Origin of the sequence: uncultured Mailhella sp. (assembly GCF_944324995.1) — a bacterium.
In the GTDB taxonomy this organism is placed as follows: Bacteria; Desulfobacterota; Desulfovibrionia; order Desulfovibrionales; family Desulfovibrionaceae; genus Mailhella.
Genome location: NZ_CALUYL010000012.1, coordinates 59,629 through 77,876 on the forward strand (window position 1 = coordinate 59,629; position 18,248 = coordinate 77,876).

At 63.3% G+C, this 18,248-nt stretch carries 13 protein-coding genes and 1 tRNA gene; 4 read left to right on the top strand and 10 right to left on the bottom strand.

Going from position 1 to position 18,248, the window contains the following annotated elements:
- Positions 1-86 precede the first annotated feature (86 nt).
- From Q0K02_RS06705 to Q0K02_RS06715, 3 genes are all read left to right on the top strand, one after another.
- Positions 87-578 (top strand): rubrerythrin family protein, encoded by a 492-nt coding sequence (locus tag Q0K02_RS06705; protein WP_294486448.1) that lies wholly within the window; start codon positions 87-89, stop codon positions 576-578.
- A gap of 690 nt (positions 579-1,268) precedes the next feature.
- A complete protein-coding gene (locus tag Q0K02_RS06710) occupies positions 1,269-2,012 on the top strand; it encodes a sulfite exporter TauE/SafE family protein (protein ID WP_294486451.1) in 744 nt (247 codons plus the stop codon).
- A gap of 90 nt (positions 2,013-2,102) precedes the next feature.
- Positions 2,103-2,846 carry a sulfite exporter TauE/SafE family protein gene (locus tag Q0K02_RS06715; protein WP_294486453.1) on the top strand — a complete coding sequence of 248 codons (744 nt, stop codon included), beginning with the start codon at positions 2,103-2,105 and terminating at the stop codon, positions 2,844-2,846.
- 502 nt (positions 2,847-3,348) lie between these two features.
- Here Q0K02_RS06715 and nadB read toward each other — a convergent pair.
- From nadB to nadC, 3 genes are all read right to left on the bottom strand, one after another.
- A complete protein-coding gene (gene nadB / locus Q0K02_RS06720; protein WP_294486455.1) occupies positions 3,349-4,926 on the bottom strand; it encodes an L-aspartate oxidase in 1,578 nt (525 codons plus the stop codon).
- A 204-nt stretch (positions 4,927-5,130) separates the two neighbouring features.
- The gene (gene nadA, locus Q0K02_RS06725; RefSeq protein WP_294486458.1) at positions 5,131-6,189 is read right to left on the bottom strand and encodes a quinolinate synthase NadA; all 1,059 of its coding nucleotides are present in this window, start codon (positions 6,187-6,189) and stop codon (positions 5,131-5,133) included.
- Positions 6,190-6,236: 47 nt separating this feature from the next.
- The gene (gene nadC, locus Q0K02_RS06730; protein WP_294486460.1) at positions 6,237-7,223 is read right to left on the bottom strand and encodes a carboxylating nicotinate-nucleotide diphosphorylase; all 987 of its coding nucleotides are present in this window, start codon (positions 7,221-7,223) and stop codon (positions 6,237-6,239) included.
- 596 nt (positions 7,224-7,819) lie between these two features.
- Here nadC and mgtE point away from each other — a divergent pair.
- Positions 7,820-9,241 (top strand): magnesium transporter, encoded by a 1,422-nt coding sequence (mgtE, locus tag Q0K02_RS06735; RefSeq protein ID WP_294486482.1) that lies wholly within the window; start codon positions 7,820-7,822, stop codon positions 9,239-9,241.
- Between the two features lie 603 nt (positions 9,242-9,844).
- On the opposite strand, the gene Q0K02_RS06740 is transcribed toward mgtE, so the two are convergent.
- The 7 genes from Q0K02_RS06740 to Q0K02_RS06770 form a co-directional block, all read right to left on the bottom strand.
- Positions 9,845-10,324, bottom strand: coding sequence for a hydrogenase maturation protease (locus Q0K02_RS06740; RefSeq protein ID WP_294486463.1), 480 nt, complete (start codon positions 10,322-10,324; stop codon positions 9,845-9,847).
- Positions 10,325-10,858: 534 nt separating this feature from the next.
- Positions 10,859-11,116 (bottom strand): hypothetical protein, encoded by a 258-nt coding sequence (locus Q0K02_RS06745; protein WP_294486466.1) that lies wholly within the window; start codon positions 11,114-11,116, stop codon positions 10,859-10,861.
- A gap of 2 nt (positions 11,117-11,118) precedes the next feature.
- Entirely contained in the window at positions 11,119-12,507 is a 1,389-nt protein-coding gene (gene argH, locus Q0K02_RS06750) for an argininosuccinate lyase (protein ID WP_294486469.1), read from the bottom strand.
- Positions 12,508-13,059: 552 nt separating this feature from the next.
- Complete coding sequence (locus Q0K02_RS06755; protein ID WP_294486471.1) at positions 13,060-14,268, bottom strand: argininosuccinate synthase; 1,209 nt, start codon at positions 14,266-14,268, stop codon at positions 13,060-13,062.
- A gap of 604 nt (positions 14,269-14,872) precedes the next feature.
- Positions 14,873-15,844: a TAXI family TRAP transporter solute-binding subunit gene (locus Q0K02_RS06760; protein ID WP_294486473.1), complete on the bottom strand. Its 972-nt coding sequence runs from the start codon at positions 15,842-15,844 to the stop codon at positions 14,873-14,875.
- Between the two features lie 62 nt (positions 15,845-15,906).
- The gene (locus tag Q0K02_RS06765) at positions 15,907-17,922 is read right to left on the bottom strand and encodes a TRAP transporter fused permease subunit (protein WP_294486475.1); all 2,016 of its coding nucleotides are present in this window, start codon (positions 17,920-17,922) and stop codon (positions 15,907-15,909) included.
- A 245-nt stretch (positions 17,923-18,167) separates the two neighbouring features.
- A tRNA-Lys gene (locus Q0K02_RS06770) sits at positions 18,168-18,243 on the bottom strand.
- Positions 18,244-18,248 lie beyond the last annotated feature (5 nt).

The window sequence follows — 18,248 nt, forward strand, 5'->3', positions numbered from 1 at the left end:
GTCCTAAATAAGAATCGTTCCTACTAAGGAACAACACAACAAAATAAACAAAGCAACGTCAACGTTTTTTCGCACAAGGAGTCATTATGAGCAAGACCTATGAAAACCTGATGGAAGCGTTCGCCGGCGAATCTCAGGCCAACCGCAAGTACCTCGCCTTTGCCGCCCAGGCCGAAAAGGAAGGCTGCAAGCAGGCCGCCAAGCTGTTCCGCGCCGCCGCCGAAGCCGAAACCATCCATGCGCTTGCCCATTTCCGCAACGCCAAGGAAGTGAAGAGCACCGCCGAAAACCTTCAGGCCGCCATTGCCGGCGAAACCCATGAATGCGTGAACATGTATCCCGGCATGATCCTCGACGCCAGGAACGAAGAGGAAATGGCCGTGGCCAAGTACCTCGACATGGTCTGCAAGGTGGAAGGCGTTCACGCCGAACTCTACAAGGACGTGTCCAAGGATCCCGCCACCGAGGCCGAAGACTACTACATCTGCCCCGTGTGCGGCTTCATCAGCAAGGGCAAGTTTGAAGGCAAGTGCCCCGTGTGCGGCGCTTCCGGCGACAAGTTCTACACCGTGAAGTAACTCTGCCTCACAGAGTCATTCTCAGGCCGTCGGCATTCCGGCGGCCTTTTTTTGCACCCTGCCTCCGGAGGATCGGCATCGACGCATCCGACGAATCGAGGCGGATGCAGGCGGGCCGACGAATCGCCCCCCTTGAAATGCTCGAAGCCTCCTTCCCCCCGGGCGGAACGGGACGTTCGGGGCCGCCTCGGCGGGTCGCCCTCCCCCGCAGGCAAGCGGGACATCCATCACGCTCCCCGGCAGGCAGAGACCCCCGCACGTCGCGAAGCAGCATTTCCCCGACGCTCCCGGCCGGAACGAGTCCCGCTTTTGCGCTCCGCCGCGGCACGCCGTTTTCTGCCGTGCGCACCGCCCGCAGAAAGAAAAATCTTCCGCCGCGTGCAGGTCGGAGCCGAAGCGAAATTTCCCCGCTGCGGCAAGACCTTTTTCCCCGCGCGATCCTTCCTCGGAAAGTTTTTTCTCCGTCGCCGGGCATCCGCCGCCGAACATTGTCCCTTTCTCTCCCTGCGCGGCGACAAAAAACGCCGCCGGACGCCTCACTCTTCCGTCCCATCCCCCGATTTTTTGCACAGTCCGCTCCCGCGCGCCGTCTTTTTTCACCGTGCCCGCCGCCGAACCCGCCCCTTTTTTCATTTACAAACACCCCGGATAGGCATAACAATCATCGCTTACGATTTTTCCGAGGCGGTCATGGACAACGACATTCTCATCATCGGCGCGGCATGGTTCATCGGCGCATTCATCAACGGACTCACCGGCATGGGCGGCGCGCTCATCGCTCTGCCGCTCATATCTCTGTTCGCGTCCTCCAAGGACGCCATCGTCGTGAGCATGATCTCCGGCTTTCTCGTCGGACTCATGAGTCTGCTGCTCTACTGGCGCTACATCAATATTAAAGAGGTGCTCGGCTTCTGGCTCGCGGCCCTGCCCGGCATCTTCCTCGGCGTGTGGACACTCAAAATCGTCAACATCGCCTGGCTGGAACTTTTTCTCTGCATTCTGCTCGTCATGCACATCACCGTGCAGCTCATTCAGGACTGGCTCGGCACCTGCATGGCTCCCAGGGCCGTCATGAAATACGTCTGCGGCATCGGCGCAGGCTTCTTCAGCGGATCGCTCGGCGTCAACGGTCCCGTCATGGCCATCTACGCCTCGCTCATGTGCCTGGAAAAAAACAGAGCCCGCGGCTTCTTCACCAGCGCCACCATCGCCTCGTTCGTGAGCCTTTCCGTGCTCGTCGGCAACGGCCTCGTCACGGAACACGTCATCCACACCGTCTCCTGGGTGGCTCCCGCCGCCGTGCTCGGCTTTCTCTGCGCCTGGCCCTTTGCCAAACGCATCAAGCAGAGCACCTTTCACAACGCCCTGCTCATTCTGCTCGGCGTGGCCGCCGTCTCCCTGTTCTTCCAGCTCCTGCCCTACTTCACGCACTGAGAACTTCACGCGCCTGCGTCGGAATCGCCCGACCTTTCCACAACACACTTCTTCCCGCACTCGACTCACTCCTCACCCCCATTTGAAAGCATGGTCAGCGATCTGTTCATCATCGGCGCAGCGTGGTTCATCGGCGCATTCATCAACGGTCTCACGGGCATGGGCGGCACGCTCATCGCCCTGCCGCTCATCACGATATTCATTTCATCCAAAAGCATCATTCTCATCAGCTTCATCGCCAGCATCATGGTCGGCCTGATGACCCTGCTGCTCTACTGGCGCTACATCGACGTCAAGGACGTGCTCGGTTTCTGGATTCCCGCCCTGCCGGGCATCGTCATCGGCGTATGGACGCTCAAAATCGTGGACGTCGAGCTTCTGGAACTTCTGCTGTGCATCATCATCGTGCTGCACATCACCGTGCAGCTCATTCAGGACTGGCTCGGAACCTGCATGGCCCCGAGAGCCGCCATGAAATACATCTGCGGCTTCATTGCCGGATTCTTCGGCGGCTCCATCGGCATCAACGGCCCCATCATGGCCATGTACGCCTCGCTCATGTGTCTGGACAAAAACAAGGCCCGCGGCTTCTTCACCTCGTCCACCGTGGCGTCGCTCGTCAGTCTCGGCATCGTCATCAGCAACGGGCTCATCACCGAAGACATCGTCCGCGCCTCGTCCTGGGTGGCTCCGTCCGCCGTGCTCGGCTTCCTGTGCGCCTGGCCGCTTGCCAAACGCATCCGGCAGGAAACCTTTCACAACGCCCTGCTCATTCTGCTCGGCGTGGCCGCCGTCTCGCTGTTCATGCGCGTGTTGCCCTACCTCACGCGCTGACGCGCCGCAGCGGCAGCGCCGCTTCTCCCCCCCTTCATGACGCAACCAGGGCGCAGCCTGCCGCAAACGGCAAACTGCGCCCCGTTTTTTGCTATCCGCTTCGGCTCCCCGAAGGCATCGCCCGAGAATCGCCCCCCTCCGGTCTTCTTCCGCCGTGCTTTCCCCGGTCGCTCCCGCGCTTCGGACGCAGGGCCCCCGGTTTTCCCCTGCATCCTGCCGCCGCGCCGTTTCCGCCCGTTCCCCGTCGCGCTCTGCTCGCTCTTCGGTCGTCCCTGGTCACGCCCCGCCCGTTTATCGCTCCTCCTGTCCGTTCATCGGCCGCGCCTGCCTGTTCACCGGCGTCGTTCACCGAACATGCGCCGTCCGTTCCCCGGCCGGAGCATCGCGCACGCCCGGCTTCCGGCCCGGCCGCCCGGCAAAACCCGCGAAAATGCAAAAAGCCCGCGCTCTGCCTGAAGCAAAACGCGGGCCTGCGATTTATTCCCTGCGGAATGTTCTGCCGCTAATCCTTGCGGTAGTGGCAGCCCAGACTCTGCTTGTTGCGCAGCGCGGCCTGAGTGATGAGGTAGCCCGTCTGGCAGCCGTGGAACAGATGCACCAGAGGCTGCGTGAGCGGCGTATGCTTGTAGAAGTCGTGCAGGTGGCTGGACAGATCGCGCAGATCGGCAAAGGCGCGGCGCAGTCTGCTTTCGGTGCGGATGATGCCCACATAGTTCCACATGATGTGGCGTATGGTGGCCCAGTCCTGCGCGATGAGCGCGGGATCGTCGTTGTGCTCGTTGCCGGGATGCTTCCAGTCGGCGATTTCGGCAAAGATGCTCGTGTCGAAATGCTCGGAGCCCAGACGCGCGGCGATGTCGTTGCCCGCGGAAATGCCCCAGAGCAGGGCTTCCAGCAGAGAGGTGCTGGCCAGGCGGTTGGCGCCGTGAATGCCCGTGCAGCTGCATTCGCCCACGGCATAGAGTCTGTCGAGCGTGGTTCTGCCGCGCAGATCCACCAGAATGCCGCCGCAGAAGTAATGCGCCACGGGCACGATGGGCAAGGGCTGCGTGCGCATGTCTATGCCGATTTTCCGGCAGCTCTCGAACACCGTGGGGAAGCGGCGGGTCACGTCGCAGTCGAGGGTGGAGCAGTCGAGCAGCATGTGATTCTCGCCGGTGGCCAGCATTTCGCTCACGATGGCCTGCGAAACCACGTCGCGGGGCGCGAGATCGCCGCGGGGATCGTAGCGGCTCACGAAGCGCTCGCCGTGGCTGTTCACCACATGGGCGCCCTCGCCGCGCAGGGCCTCGGTGAGCAGGGGAATCTGCTGCGCGTGATTGAACAGGCCCGTGGGATGGAACTGCATGAATTCCATGTTGGCCAGACGCACGCCCGCGCGGTGCGCCATGCTGATGCCCGAACCCGTGGCCCACGGATTGTTCGTGGAATACAGATACACCTGACCCACGCCGCCCGTGGCGAGCACGGTGTTTTCGGCGAGATGGAGCTCCACTTCCTGCGTGGCCTCGTTGAAGGCGTAGGCGCCGAGGCAGCGGTTGGTGAGCTGATAGTGGCAGGCCGTGGAGCGGGCGTGATGTTCGGTGGTCACGAGATCCACGGCGGAGCGGCCGCCGAGCACGGTGATGTTCGGATGCGCAGCCACGGCGGCGTGAATGTGCTCGATGATGCTGCGGCCCGTGTAGTCCGCGCAGTGGGCGATGCGAGGCACGGCGTGACCGCCTTCGAGGGTCATGTCCCACTTGCCGGAGGCGTTGCGGTCGAAGGGCACGTGGAGCTTGTCGATGAGCATGCTCTGCACGGCCTCGCCGCCGTGTTCGGCGAGAAAGCGCACGGCTTCGTCGTAGTTGTAGTCGTGACCGGCCACGAACATGTCGTGCTCAAGGGATTTCTGATCTTCCGGATCAGTGGAGAACACGATGCCGCCCTGGGCCATGATGGAATTGCCGCCGTCCAGCTCCTCGGTGGGCATGAGAAGATGCACGTCGAAACCCTTGTCGGCCATGGTGAGCGCGGCCGCGCACCCGGCGAGACCCGAGCCTATGACAAGTACCTGAGAACGATAACGTAATGCATTCATATAGCGACGCCTGAACTGCGGCAGAACCCGCAGCAGCGATTGGATACGAAGCCGTATCCGTTGAAGGGCCGGCAAGGCGCGTCCGTCCGGAACGTCGATCTGCGGCGCGGCCGCAGGCCCCCTTTCATGCCCGGGGCGCAACGGATTCCGCCGCCTGCGCAGGGAAGAGCCGGAAAGCGCCGAGCCTTTCGCCCGCAGACCGGACTAGCGGCAGACCTCAAGCATGCGTACCAGAGACTCGCGGGCCGGAGCCTTGAGGGCTTCGTCCACAAAAACTTCGCCCTTGCCTTCGTCCAGTCCTTCCAGGGTGGCCAGCAGTCTTTCGGCGGTCACCTTTTCCATGTCGGCGCAGGTGGCCTGCGCGAGAGGAATGATGTTGATGCGGTCGGCATATTTTTCCATGAGGCGGCGCACCAGATGGAATTCCGTGCCGATGCACAGGGCGGATTCCTTTCCTTCGGCGGCGGCCTTTTCGGCTTCCTTGATGAGGTAGGCCGTGGAACCTGCGCCGTCGCAGCGCTCCACCACTTCGGGGGAGCATTCGGGATGCACGAGCACGCGGCAGCCCGGGAAGTGACTGTGGAAGGCATCCACCATGTCGGGCTTCATGAGCGATTCGTGAATGGGGCAGCAGCCGGGCCAGAGCAGCAGCCGGGCCGAGCGTGCCTCGTCGCTGTCGAGGTTGTCGCGGGAAAGGTCGAGCAGGCACTGCTCTTTTGCAGGAATGCCGAGCGTGCGCGCGGTGTTGCGGCCGAGGTTGCGGTCGGGCAGAAAGAGCACGGCGTCGCCCTGTTTGAAGGCCCATTCCAGCATGACCTTCGCGTTGGAAGAGGTGCATACCGCACCGCCGAAGCGTCCCACCACGGCCTTCACGGCCAGCGAGGAATTCACGTACGCCAGCGGAACCACGCGTCTGCCGGAAGCCGTGAGTCTTTCGAGGGCGCGTTCCACGTCTTCGGCGCGGGCCATGCGGGCCATGGCGCAGTCGGCCTCGTGATCGGGCAGGAACACGCGCTGTCCGGGCCGGGCCAGCAGGCAGGCGGATTCCGCCATGAAGTACACCCCGCAGAACACGATGTTGCGGGCTTCGATGTCGGGAATGCGACGGGCCAGCTCCAGCGAGTCGCCCACGATGTCCACGTGACGGACCACCTCGTCGGACTGATAATGGTGTCCGAGAATGACGAGATCGTCGCCGAAACGCTTCCTGAGCTCTTCGATGCGGGAATCGGTCGAGCCCGGAACGTATGCCTTGTTCTCCATAAAAACCTCATGACCGTGTTCCGGAGCGATTCCGGCACGGTGCAGAATCAGCGGTTGCCGCGCTCCATCTTCATGCTGAAATCAGCCGAAGGCGCGGAATGGGTGATGCGGCCCACGGAAATGAAATCCGCCGGGCGCTCGCGGCAGGAGAGCGCCAGTTCCCGAATGGTGTCCAGCGTTACGCCGCCGCTTATCTCGGCCTCAATGTCCCGCGGAATCAGGGGAAGCACTTCGGCCAGCTGCTGCGGCCCCATGTTGTCGAGCAGAATGCGCTCCGGGCGGCAGGCCACCGCTTCGCGCACTTCGGCCTCGTTGCGGCACTCCACCTCGATGGGCGGGCAGGGCTTGTAGCGGTTGCGCAGCGCTTCCACGGCTCCCGTGATGGAGCCTGCCGCGTCGATGTGATTGTCCTTGATCATCAGCATGTCGGCAAGGTTCATGCGATGGTTGCAGCCGCCCGCCATGCGGACCGCGTATTTTTCCAGATACCGGTGTCCGGGCAGGGTTTTGCGCGTGTCGAGCAGGCGCACGCCCGTGCCTTCGAGCTTTTCCACGTAGGCGCGGGTGAGATCGGCCACGCCGGAAAGATGCGTCATCAGGTTGAGGATCACGCGCTCGGCCTTGAGCAGCTGAATGGTGTTGCCGTGCAGGCGCGCCACCACGGTGCCGTTTTCCACGAGACTGCCTTCCTCGACCTCGGCGCTCCACGACGCGGGATCCATGCCGATGACGGAAAGCACCAGACTGATGAGCGGCAATCCCACCACAAGAGTGCGCTGCTTGGCCACGATGTAGGCCCGCGACTCTTCTTCCGGCGGAAAGATGCCGAGACTCGTCAGATCGGGACCGTCTTCCTCAAGCGCCAGACAGATGAGATCGGCGGCAAAGGCGCAGGCAGTCTCGGAAAGCACCGCCGCGGTGTCGGCGGGAACGACGAAGGGAGGATCCACATGAAGCGCAGCAAAGCCCTGTCCGCTCATATTGGAGCTTGCTCCTGCGGCCCGGGCATGATATTCAATAGCGTCTTTGGACATGTCCGCCTCTTTATTTCTTCCTCTGCGGGACTGTGTCCCGAAGGAGAGTTTCTCCACAAAATGGTGTGAAGTAACAGGCTAGGCGACCTCTCTCGATTCGTCAAGTGTGTTTGGGGAGAATACAGGATATGAGTAAAAAAACACAATCACAAGCAGAAAACGAACGTCTCTCCCCCATTGTTCCGGTCTCCACTCCCCCGCAATCGTCCGAAAGCGCATCCTCTGCCATGAAAAACGACGCATCGAGCGTCGAACATGCGATACCCGACGCCCCTGCATCCGAAACGCGTCCTGCGGCCGATGTTCCGGCAGCCCCGCAGGCCGGGAGCAGTGCAACTTCCGCACAGGCCGAAAATTCCCGGACTTTTTCCGCGAAGAACGAGGTCTCCGGCTCCGAAGAGTCCGATAAGAGCGCCGGGCCCGCATCCTCTGCGGAAGCCGCCGACGCCCGGGCAGAAGCGCCCTCCCCCGACGCCGCTCCGAACGCCGCCCCTGCGCCGGGCGCTGTTCCCACTCCCGACACGACTCCGCCCGCCGCACCCGCCCCCCACGCCACGTCGCTTCAGAGCGACGCGAAACCCGCAGAATCCGCAGACATTTCCGCTGCCAACGCGCAAGCACCCGCCCCTGCCGCATCCGCCCCAACCGGCGACGCCGCAGGCAAGGCGCCCGAAGACGAGGAAGACCTCTCGCAGTACGAAACCAGCGCAAAGGAAGCCGGTCTTGAAGCCTGCGGGAGCGACATCGACAGCGACGACTTCGTGCATCCCGCCGACCGCGCGGAACACCTGGAACAGCTGCCCCTGAACAAACAGCTTTGCGTGCTCACGCACCTTTCCACCGAGGAGGCGGCCGAAGCGCTCGCCGAACTCGACGAGGAAGTGGCCGGCGACGTTCTGGAAAACATGGACGCCGACGACGCGGCCCGGCTCATTGCGGAAATGGATCCCGACGACGCCGTGGACATTCTCGACGAGGTGGAAGAAGGGCACCGCGACATACTGCTGAGCAACCTGCCCGCCGACGACGCCGAAGAGCTGCGCATGCTGCTGAGCTTCGACCCCGACACCGCGGCGGGCGTGATGAACACGGACATCATCATGGTGTCGTCGAGCTCCACGGTGGATGAGGCCATCATGCTCATCCGCAGCGAGCTGGAAGAAAAGGAAATGCCCTACTACGTGTACGTGGTGGACAGTCAGGAAACGCTTGAAGGCGTGATTTCCCTGCGCGATCTCATGCTGGCGCGGCCCGGCACGCTGCTCACGAACATGGTGAACAAGCAGGACGTCATTTCCGTGCAGTACGATACCGACAAGGCGGAAGTGGCGCGTCTGCTCGGTCACTACAACTTTCTGTGCCTGCCCGTGGTGGACCGGGAGGAACACCTCATGGGCGTGGTCACGCACGACGACGTTCTCGACATCATTCAGGACGAGGCGAGTTCCGACATGCTGGGCATGGTGGGCGCCGGTCAGGACGAAAACGTGGATACGCCCTGGACGCGTTCGGTGCGCATCCGCCTGCCGTGGCTCGTCATCAACATGTGTACGTCGTCGCTGTCGGCGTTCATCGTGTCGCTGTTCGAGGGTTCCATCGCGCAGATGGCCCTGCTCGCCGTGCTCATGCCCATGGTGGCCAATCAGGCGGGCAACACGGGGCAGCAGGCGCTTGCCGTCATGATCCGCCAGCTCGCCACGGAAAGTTTCGACGCCCGCCGTTCCTGGGGCGCGGTGTTCCGCGAGAGCAAAATCGGCCTCGGCACAGGCATCTTCATGGCGCTGCTGGCCTATGTGGGCGTCATGTTCCTGAGTCACAACAGCATGCTTGCCACGGTCATGGGCATTGCGCTGCTGCTCGACATGCTGCTCGGGGCCATTGCGGGCGGCGCCATTCCGCTCATTCTGCGCGCCCTCGGCCGCGATCCCGCGCAGGCGTCCAGCATCTTCCTCACCGCCCTTACCGACTCCGGCGGCTTCTTCATCTTCCTCGGACTGGCCACGACGTTTCTTCTGTAGTCCCGGGTTCCGAGCCTGAAACAGAACCGGTCTTTCTTCCGAAGGCCGGTTTTGTTTTGTGAAAAGGCCCGCGAAGCGCCCGCAAAAAATAAAAAGAACAAGCCCGGAAGCCCGCCGGACAACGCGAATCCGCCCGCCGGAAGAACTGCCCGCACCGGCGGCAAGCCGCCGCAGACTCCGGGCGCTGCCCCGGCATCATTCTCGCCGCCCTTCTCCAGAGCGTGAAACGCCGCGCCGATCCGCCGACCGCCTCGGCAGGCTCCCCAGCCCCGGCGTTCCCGACCGCCCTCCTCGCTTGCTTTGCCCGGCCCCGCGGACAACCGCGTGACGCAACCCTCGTTCCTTCGAGCTCGCGCCTGTTGTCTGCACGGCTTCGCCGGAACGAAACAACGTTCCCCCCGCGCATTCAGGCGTCGCCACGCCGCGTCCGCTCTCAGCTCTCCGCCGCCCCATCGTGATGCAGCCCCCAGGCCTCAGGCGACGAACGCGTCGTCCTGACATCCTCAAAAGCCGAACTCCCATGCCTCGGGAATACGCCGCCGCTCCCCGGCCCGCACCCGGCATGAGAAGGCCCGGCCCTCCGCTCCCGCGCCCCCTTTTCTCTCACGCTCCGATCAGCTCGCGCAGGCGGGTTCGGATCATGGCAAGATAGTCGGGCATGGCGGCCAGCACGGGCGGCGAAAGCGCCATGCTCCAGTTCCCCCACTCAAGCGGCTCCATGCCCGCCACGCGAAGCTCGGGTTTTCTGCCGCGGAGCGCGGCAAGCTCGAGGGCGTCCAGAAGGTCGCCTTCGTGCAGACTCAGGCCGCGGCCCCGCATCCGCGCAAAACGCTCCTCGGAAAGCCAGTAGAGACTTCCGGGCTCGCCGCCCGCGGCCACGGCATCCAGGGCGATCACGCGTTCGTAGCCTTCCAGCAGGGAAAAGCAGTCCGACAGCGAAGTGCCGAGTTCCAGAAGTTCCGCTCCCTCGACGCCTTCTTCCGCCAGACGCCGCAGCGCATAAACGCCGAGGCCGTCGTCCCCCTTCAGAATATTTCCCATGCCGATCACCAGAATGCCCATGCGCGCTCCTTTTTCGCGCATGATGCTCCGCCGTGCCGACACGCGCCATGATAACCTGACTTCCGCCGAACTTCTGCCCCGCCCTCCGAAAAAAAAACGGAAAACTTTTCCCGGCGGCTTTACTCAGTCACGCGGCGCAAGACCTGCCCCTCAGTTTTTTGACGCCCTGCATTCGGCGCAGGCAATGTCGCCGCACGGACTTTTCTCCTGACACGTCGCGGTTTCGATCGCTCAATATCGACCGACGTTCGCCCCCTTCTTCCCGCCTGCACCGTGTCCCCGGCGTTCCGCCTGCCGCTGAATCTCCGGCCCGGCTCCCACGGCAGCCCCCTTCCGGCTCCCTTCGCACTGCCCCGGCTCAACAAGCATCCGCCCCGGCCTCGGCCAGACTCCCACGCCGACTTCGCCGCCGCGGCCACGTTCCGCCCGACTCTCGTTCTCTGCCCCGCCGATGCCTTCCTCCCCGCCGCCTCCCCGCGCCGACAAAAAAAGCGCCGCCCCGGCGTCGGAAAACTCCGATCCGGAACGGCGCTCCCTGTTGACGGCAACGCTCCGCTAGTAGAAGAATCTCTCCCCTTCCCGCGTGATCTCGATGTCCTGCGAGATGGGATCGATGAGGCGGCAGTAGCCGTAGTTCAGCCATTCATCCAGCGTGTTGAGCAGATCCTCGCGGGAAAAGCCCTCGCGCTCGGACTGTTCCAGAATCCTCGGGAAAAATCCCGGGGGCAGCGGCCTCGGCGCGGAATGCACGGCCTTTTTCAGCCAGTCCCGCGTTTGCTCCGGCGTGGCGGGAACGCGCTTTCTGCGGGGCATGACTACTTGTCGCCCTCGTCGAGCCAGCACTTGATGTTCTCAAGCTGACGGGCCACGGACTGCGGTCCCGTGCCGCCGGGAACATTGCGGCGAGCCACCGCGGTGTCGTAGTCGAGCGCGGTGTACACGTCTTCGCCGATGAGATCGCTCAGCGAACGGAACTGATCGAGCGTGAGATTTTCCAGACCCACGCCGAGTTCTTCGGCCATGGCCACCGCGCGGCCGGAAACGTGATGCGCTTCACGGAAGGGCATGCCCCTGGTCACGAGGTAGTCGGCAAGTTCGGTGGCGTTCAAGAAGCCCGCGGAGAGGGCCTTGCGCATGCGCTCGGGATGGAACGTGATGCCTTCCAGCATGTCGGCCATGAGGGAGAGCGAATGACGCACGGTCTTGTCGGTGTCGATGAAGGGAATCTTGTCTTCCTGCAGATCGCGGTTGTACGTGAGCGGAATGCCCTTCATGATGGTCATGAGATTGAAAAGATTGCCGTACACGCGGCCGGTCTTGCCGCGCATGATTTCCGCCACGTCGGGATTCTTCTTCTGGGGCATGATGGAGGAACCCGTGGAATGCTTGTCGGAAAGCGTGATGTAGCCGAAAAGCGGATTCGCCCACCAGATGATTTCTTCGCAGAAGCGGGAAAGGTGCGCCATGCACACGCTGCCGCAGAACAGGGCTTCGAGGGCGAAGTCGCGGTCGGCCACGGCGTCCATACTGTTGTCGAAGATGCCGTACATGCCGAGTTCGTCGGCCACCATGGCGGGATCGAGCGGATAGGTGGTTCCGGCCAGCGCGGCCGCGCCGAGCGGACTTACGCGCACGCGGCGTTCGCAGTCGGCCATGCGTTCGGCGTCGCGCTTGAGCATCCAGGCGTAGGCCAGAAGATGCTGGGCCAGACTCACGGGCTGGGCGGGCTGCATGTGGGTGCATCCGGGCAGCAGCACGGCGCGGTTTTCTTCGGCGCGGCGCACGAACATGCGGATGAGCGCCCGGGAAAGACGCATCCATTCGCGCATCTTGTCGGACACGAAAAGGCGGAAATCGAGGCACACCTGATCGTTGCGGCTGCGGCCGGTGTGCAGCTTCTTGCCCACTTCGCCCACGATCTGGGTGAGGCGGGTTTCAATGTTCATGTGTACGTCTTCGAGTTCCTGCTTCCAGGGGAAGGAGCCTTCCTCGATTTCGCGCTTCACCTGATCCAGGCCCTCGATGAGCGTTGCGGCCTCTTCGCGGGTGATGACGCCCTGCTCGCCCAGCATGTGGGCGTGGGCTTTGGAACCGGCGATATCCTGCGCGTAGAGCGCGCTGTCGAACGAAATGGATTCCGTGTAGGCTTCCACGGCAAGGCTGGTGCTTTCTTTGAAGCGGCCGCCCCAAGGCTTGTCGGACATGGTAACTCCAGAATGGTTAACGCCGCAGTCGCGGCTTGGAATACGCGAGGCCTCCCGCAGCGCGGGAAAACGCGCAAACGCCGCAGGACGCGGCGCTTTCGGAAAGATCGCCCTTCTGCGCCCGCGCCGCGCGCAGAGGCGTCGTTCGGGCAGAACTCCGACGCCGGGCGAAACGTCGGACGAAACACGAAGATTTCCGGCAACACGCGCCCGGCTGACGCAAAGCGCGATCTTTCGCCGCAAAGCAGCAGTCCCGGCGCAGAATCTTTTCGGCGAGCCTTTGCTCTTCCGAAAGAGAGCGCGAAACAGGCACAGGGGCCGTCGCGCAGGCTTCCGCCGGAAAGCTCGAAACCGTGCGCCGGAACCGGCACGCCAAGGAGCCTCTGCGGGAAGCAAAACGTTGCGCCGACCTGGCGCGCCCGCGCAGGATTCGCCCTGCGCCGTCGTTGTCCTGCCCGCGGAGAGCCCCCGGAAACGGGGAGCGCGGCAGAGACGCCGGGCCGCCGGATCTTCGGAAAAAGGCCGGAGGAACATCCCCCGGCCCGTGTCATGCTACTTGAGGAAGCGGCTCACGCGGTCGGCATAGCCGCGGATGCGCAGGCCCTGCAGACGGATGAAGCCGGCGGCGTCCTTGTGATCGTAGGTGGCGCACTCCTCGAAGGTGGCGAGGTCCTGGCAGTAGAGGCTGTGGGGAGAATAACGACCCACGGGCCAAGCGGTGCCCTTGTAGAGCTTGAGGCGCACTTCGCCGGTCACGCCGCGCTGCATCTGATCGATGAGGGCCTGCATGGCTTCGCGTTCGGGCGAGAACCAGAAGCCGTTGTACACGGCGGCGGCGTAGCGGGGAATGATGGTTTCGCGGGTGGCGAGGGCTTCGCGGTCGAGGCAGATGCCTTCAAGGTCCTGATGGGCCACGTGCAGCACGGTGCCGCCGGGGGTTTCGTACACGCCGCGGCTCTTCATGCCCACGAAGCGATTTTCCACCATGTCGAGGCGGCCGATGCCGTGCTTGCCCGCGATCTTGTTCAGGGTCATGATCATTTCGCGGGGGGTGAGGCGTTCGCCGTTCAGGGTGACGGCGTCGCCCTTCTCAAAGCCGATGGTGATGTATTCCGGTTCGTTGGGAGCCTGTTCCACGGGCACGGCCATCACATAGCTGTTCGGGCCGGGTTCTTCCCACGGATCTTCGAGTTCGCTGCCTTCAAAGGAGCAGTGCAGCATGTTGCGGTCCATGCTGTAGTGCTTGTTGGAGGCGTTCACCGGAATGCCGTGCTTTTCGGCAAAGGCGGTGAGGGCGGTGCGGCTCATGAGATCCCATTCGCGCCAGGGGGCGATCACCTGAAGGTCGGGAGCGAGGGCGTTGATGGAAAGCTCGAAGCGCACCTGATCGTTGCCCTTGCCGGTGGCGCCGTGGGCGATGGCGAAGGCTCCTTCCTTGCGGGCGATTTCCACGAGGCGCTTGGAAATGAGCGGACGGGCGATGGAAGTGCCCATGAGGTAGCGGCCTTCGTAGGTGGCGCCGGAACGAAGCATGGGATAGATGTAGTCGCTTGCGAACTCGTCGCGCAGATCCTCGATGTAGGCCTTGGTGGCGCCGGTCTTGAGGGCCTTGGGTTCCACGCCGTCAAGATCGTCTTCCTGACCGAGGTCGGCGGTGACGGTGATGACTTCATAGCCGCGCTCGACGATGAGCCACTTCAGGATGACGGAGGTGTCGAGACCGCCGGAGTACGCAAGAATAACTTTATTGTTCTTAGCCATGGCAAAACCTCACGGGCGCTCGCGCCCATGTTTTGACGGTTAACCCGCCTGAGCGGAAAATCATGCCGGAAACCCGGCTTTCTGGCGTTCAGAAACCATGTTCCCTGCGGGCAGGAAGCATGGAAAAAAGACCCGCGCCGCGCGCAGCCGAACGCGGGAGAAACCTTCTTGTAGAAAGATTCTCACGCTTTGTAAAGTCCCGGAACGGGGCGCGCCGAAGCCGCTTCCAAAGCAGCGGGGCCGCGCGGGGCCGGGCCGCCCTGACGCACGCAGGAACAAGGGGCGTCGGACGAGCTGCGGACCGGAGCAACCGGGAACGGTCCGGCATCGACGCCGGAAAAGGCCCCGGACATGCGAAGCCTGTGTCGCCGTTTCCGGCGACGCGCCGATGTCGAAAGTCCGCGGAAATCCGCCGCCGAGGCTCCGCGGCGCGCCCGTGCGCGTGCGTCCGGGCGCGGAAGCCGAACGCCCCTGCCGTCCCGCCGCCCCGCACGGCGAAAGGCTCCCGAGCGCGGGGACAAAAGGGACAAAAAGTCCGGCCGGACCCCTCCTCCTGCAACGGAATCCGGCCGGGCGTCATCCGTGAAGACGACGCAAATGCGGACTACTTGAGCACGCCGACTTCCTTGTAGTACTTCGCCGCGCCGGGATGCAGCGGAATACCGGCAAGGTCGGTCACCGCGCCCTCAAGGGAAATGTCCTTCATCACGGAATGGGACTTTTTCACGATGTCCTGATTTTCCCAGAAGCACTTGGTGAGATCATAGATCACGTCGTCGGGAATCGAGGCGTCGGTGATGAGCACCATCTTGACGGCCGTGGTCTGCACGGGCTGGTCCTGATCGGGATACGTGCCCGCGGGAATCTGAAACCGGGCGTACCAGGGGTAATCCTTGGAGAGGTTGGCGAAGGTGGCGTCGTCGATGTTCACGAGGCGGCCGTCGGCGGTGGCGCACATTTCGGAGACGCCGGCGTTGGGCAGACCGGCCATGATCCAGGTGCCGTCGAGCTGCTTGTTGCGCATGAGGTCGCCGGCTTCGGCGGGGCCGACGTACTGGGCCTTGATGTCGCCGGGATACTTGAGGCCGGCGGCGGCGAAGTGGACCTGCGTTTCGCCGATGGTGGTGCCGCCCGCCACGCCGGGAGCGAAGACCTTGCCCTTGAAGTCCTGAAGCTTGGACACGTTGCTGTCGGCGCGGGCGATGACCTGATTGGGATTGTAGTAGAGACCGGCAATGATGCGCACGTCGGGGTAGGCGTGGCCCTTGAACTTGTCGAGGCCCTTCATGGCCTGATAGGTGATGCTGGTGATGGCGAAGGAGACCTGGGCGTCCTTCATGCTGAGCAGCTGAAGGTTCTGCACGCCGCCCTTGGAGGACTGCACGCTGGCCTTCACGTAGGGCAGCCTGGTGCTCCACAGATTGCCGAGGGCCGCGCCTATGGGATAGAGCGTGCTGGTGGTAGCGGCGGTGGGAATGCTGATGGTCACGGGCGCGCGATCGGCGGCCCGGGCTTCCGCGGCCCCGAAGACCATGGAAACGGCGGCCAGCAGGGAAAGAAGGACTTTACCGTACATAATCACTCCTGAACCTGTTGAAGTTGTCCTCCTTCCGCCGGGGAAGAAGGGATGAATGCTTTTCAGTCCGCCTGCGCGGGCGGAACGGCGTCTGCGCGGGGGCGGGACGAGGAACGCCTGTTGAGGGCGGCGGCCGCAAGAATGACGGCGATGCCGATGGCGTCGGTGGAGAGGCCGGGATCGATGGTGAGCACTGCGCCTGCGATGAACATGAGGCTCTGGAGCAGGGAACAGGGGCCGAAGAGCCAGCGTTCGAGGCCCACGGCGAGGGCGCAGACGCCGAAGCTTGCGGTGATGAAGGCCCACACGGTGGCGAGTCCGGGATTGGATGAGCTGTAGAGCAGCAGCGGATTGTTGAGGAAGAAGAACGGCAGGATGAAGCCGGAGAGTCCCAGCCGCACGGCGATGAGGGAGGTTTTGGTTTCGTTGGAGTTGGCGATGCCTGCGGCCACGTAGGAAGACATGGCCACCGGTGGCGTGATGTTGGAGAGGCAGGCGTAGAAGAGGCAGAACATGTGGGCGGACATGGGCTGCACGCCGACGCCGGTAAGCACGGGCACGGCCACGGCCGCGACGATGACGTAGGCCGCAACGCCGGGCACGCCCATGCCGAGTATGGTGCTCATGACCATGACGAACACGCCGCCGAGATAGAGCTGCCCTTCTCCCACGTACTTGAGCACCTGGAAGCCGAAGGTGAGACCGAGGCCGGTGAGGGACACGGAACCGATGATGATGCCGATGATGACGCACGAGACGCCCACGCCCACGGCGCCCTTTGCGCCTTCTTCGAGGGCCTGCAGGATGCGCTTCGGGCCCATGCGGGTTTCCTTGGAGAACCAGGAGGCGACCACGGTGGCCGCAATGGCCATGGCGGCGGCAAAGAGCGGCGTGTAGCCCATGAACATGACGACCATGAGCACCACGAGGGGAATGATGAGGTGACCGCGCTTTTTGATGACCACGAGGGCGTCGGGGATGTATTCCTTGGAGAGGCCCTTGAGGCCCAGCTTTCTGGCCTCGAAGTGAACGGCCATGATGAGGGCGAGATAATAGAGGAAGGCGGGAATGGCCGCGGCGAGCATGACCTTGGTGTAGCTCACGCCGAGAAATTCCGCCATGATGAAGCCCACCGCGCCCATGATGGGCGGCGCGAACTGACCGCCGGTGCTGGCCACGGCCTCCACGGCTCCGGCAAATTCGGCCTTGTAGCCGGTCTTCTTCATGAGCGGAATGGTGATGGCGCCGGTGGTGGCCACGTTGGCGAGGGCGCTGCCGTTGATCATGCCCATGAGGGCGCTTGCGATGACCGAGACCTTGGCCGGGCCGCCGGCGGTGCGTCCGACGAGGGTGAGGGCCAGGTCGTTGATGAATTCGCTGAATCCGCTGATGCGCAGGAACGCGCCGAAGAGCACGAAGAGGAACACGTAGGTGGCCGACACGCCGACGCCCACGCCGAGCAGGCCCTGACTGCCCCAGAACATGTGATCCATGACGCGCGTGAGGGAGAAGCCCACGTGGCCGAACGCGCCGGGCAGATACTTGCCGAGGAAGGTGTAGGCCAGAAACACGAGGGCGAGCGCGGCGAGGTTGGGCACCACGCGGCGGGCGCATTCAAAGGCCACGAGCACGCCTATGCCCGCCACCACGTAGTCCTGCGTGGTGAACCAGCCGCCGCCCATGGCGATGGCATCATAATGAAGGATGAGATAGCCGAAGGCGTACAGGCTCGCGCACACGCACACGAGATCCCACAGCGTGGGCAGCGCTCTGGTTCTCTTTTCGCGGCGCAGCGCCGGATACATGAACGAGGCGAGCACCAGCAGAAAGATGATGTGGAACGCGCGCAGCTTCATGGCGTCCATGGTGGCGAACACGGACGCGTAAAGCTGAAACAGCGAGAACGCCACGCAAATGACCGCCACCACTTTTCCGAACGCGCCGCGGAACTGCCGCGTTCTGGATTCGCTGTCCTTTTCCTCCACCAGCGCCTGCGCTCTGGCCTGTTCCTCCGCGCTCGCGACGACGTCTCCTGCGTCCGTCGTCACCACGGAGCTCTGATCCAAACTTTTGTCCATCAGCATATCACCCGGGGAAATGTTTAGCACGCGCCGCCCGGCATCGCGGACAGCGCGCCCTTGTTGTCTAACGACCGAGAGGGCGCGCTGTCAAGCAATGCGGGCGCGAAAAGAGACGCGGCACAATGTCTGCCGCCGTTTTTTAGGGGGAAGCCGCAAGTTTTCGGAGCGCGCAACTTTTTTCGGAAAACGAAACAATAACAAAAAAGCCCCCGGCATGAACATGCAGGGGGCTGATTCGTCACTGGTGGGTCACCGGAGACTCGAACTCCGAACCAATTGATTAAGAGTCAACTGCTCTACCAATTGAGCTAGTGACCCAGTGC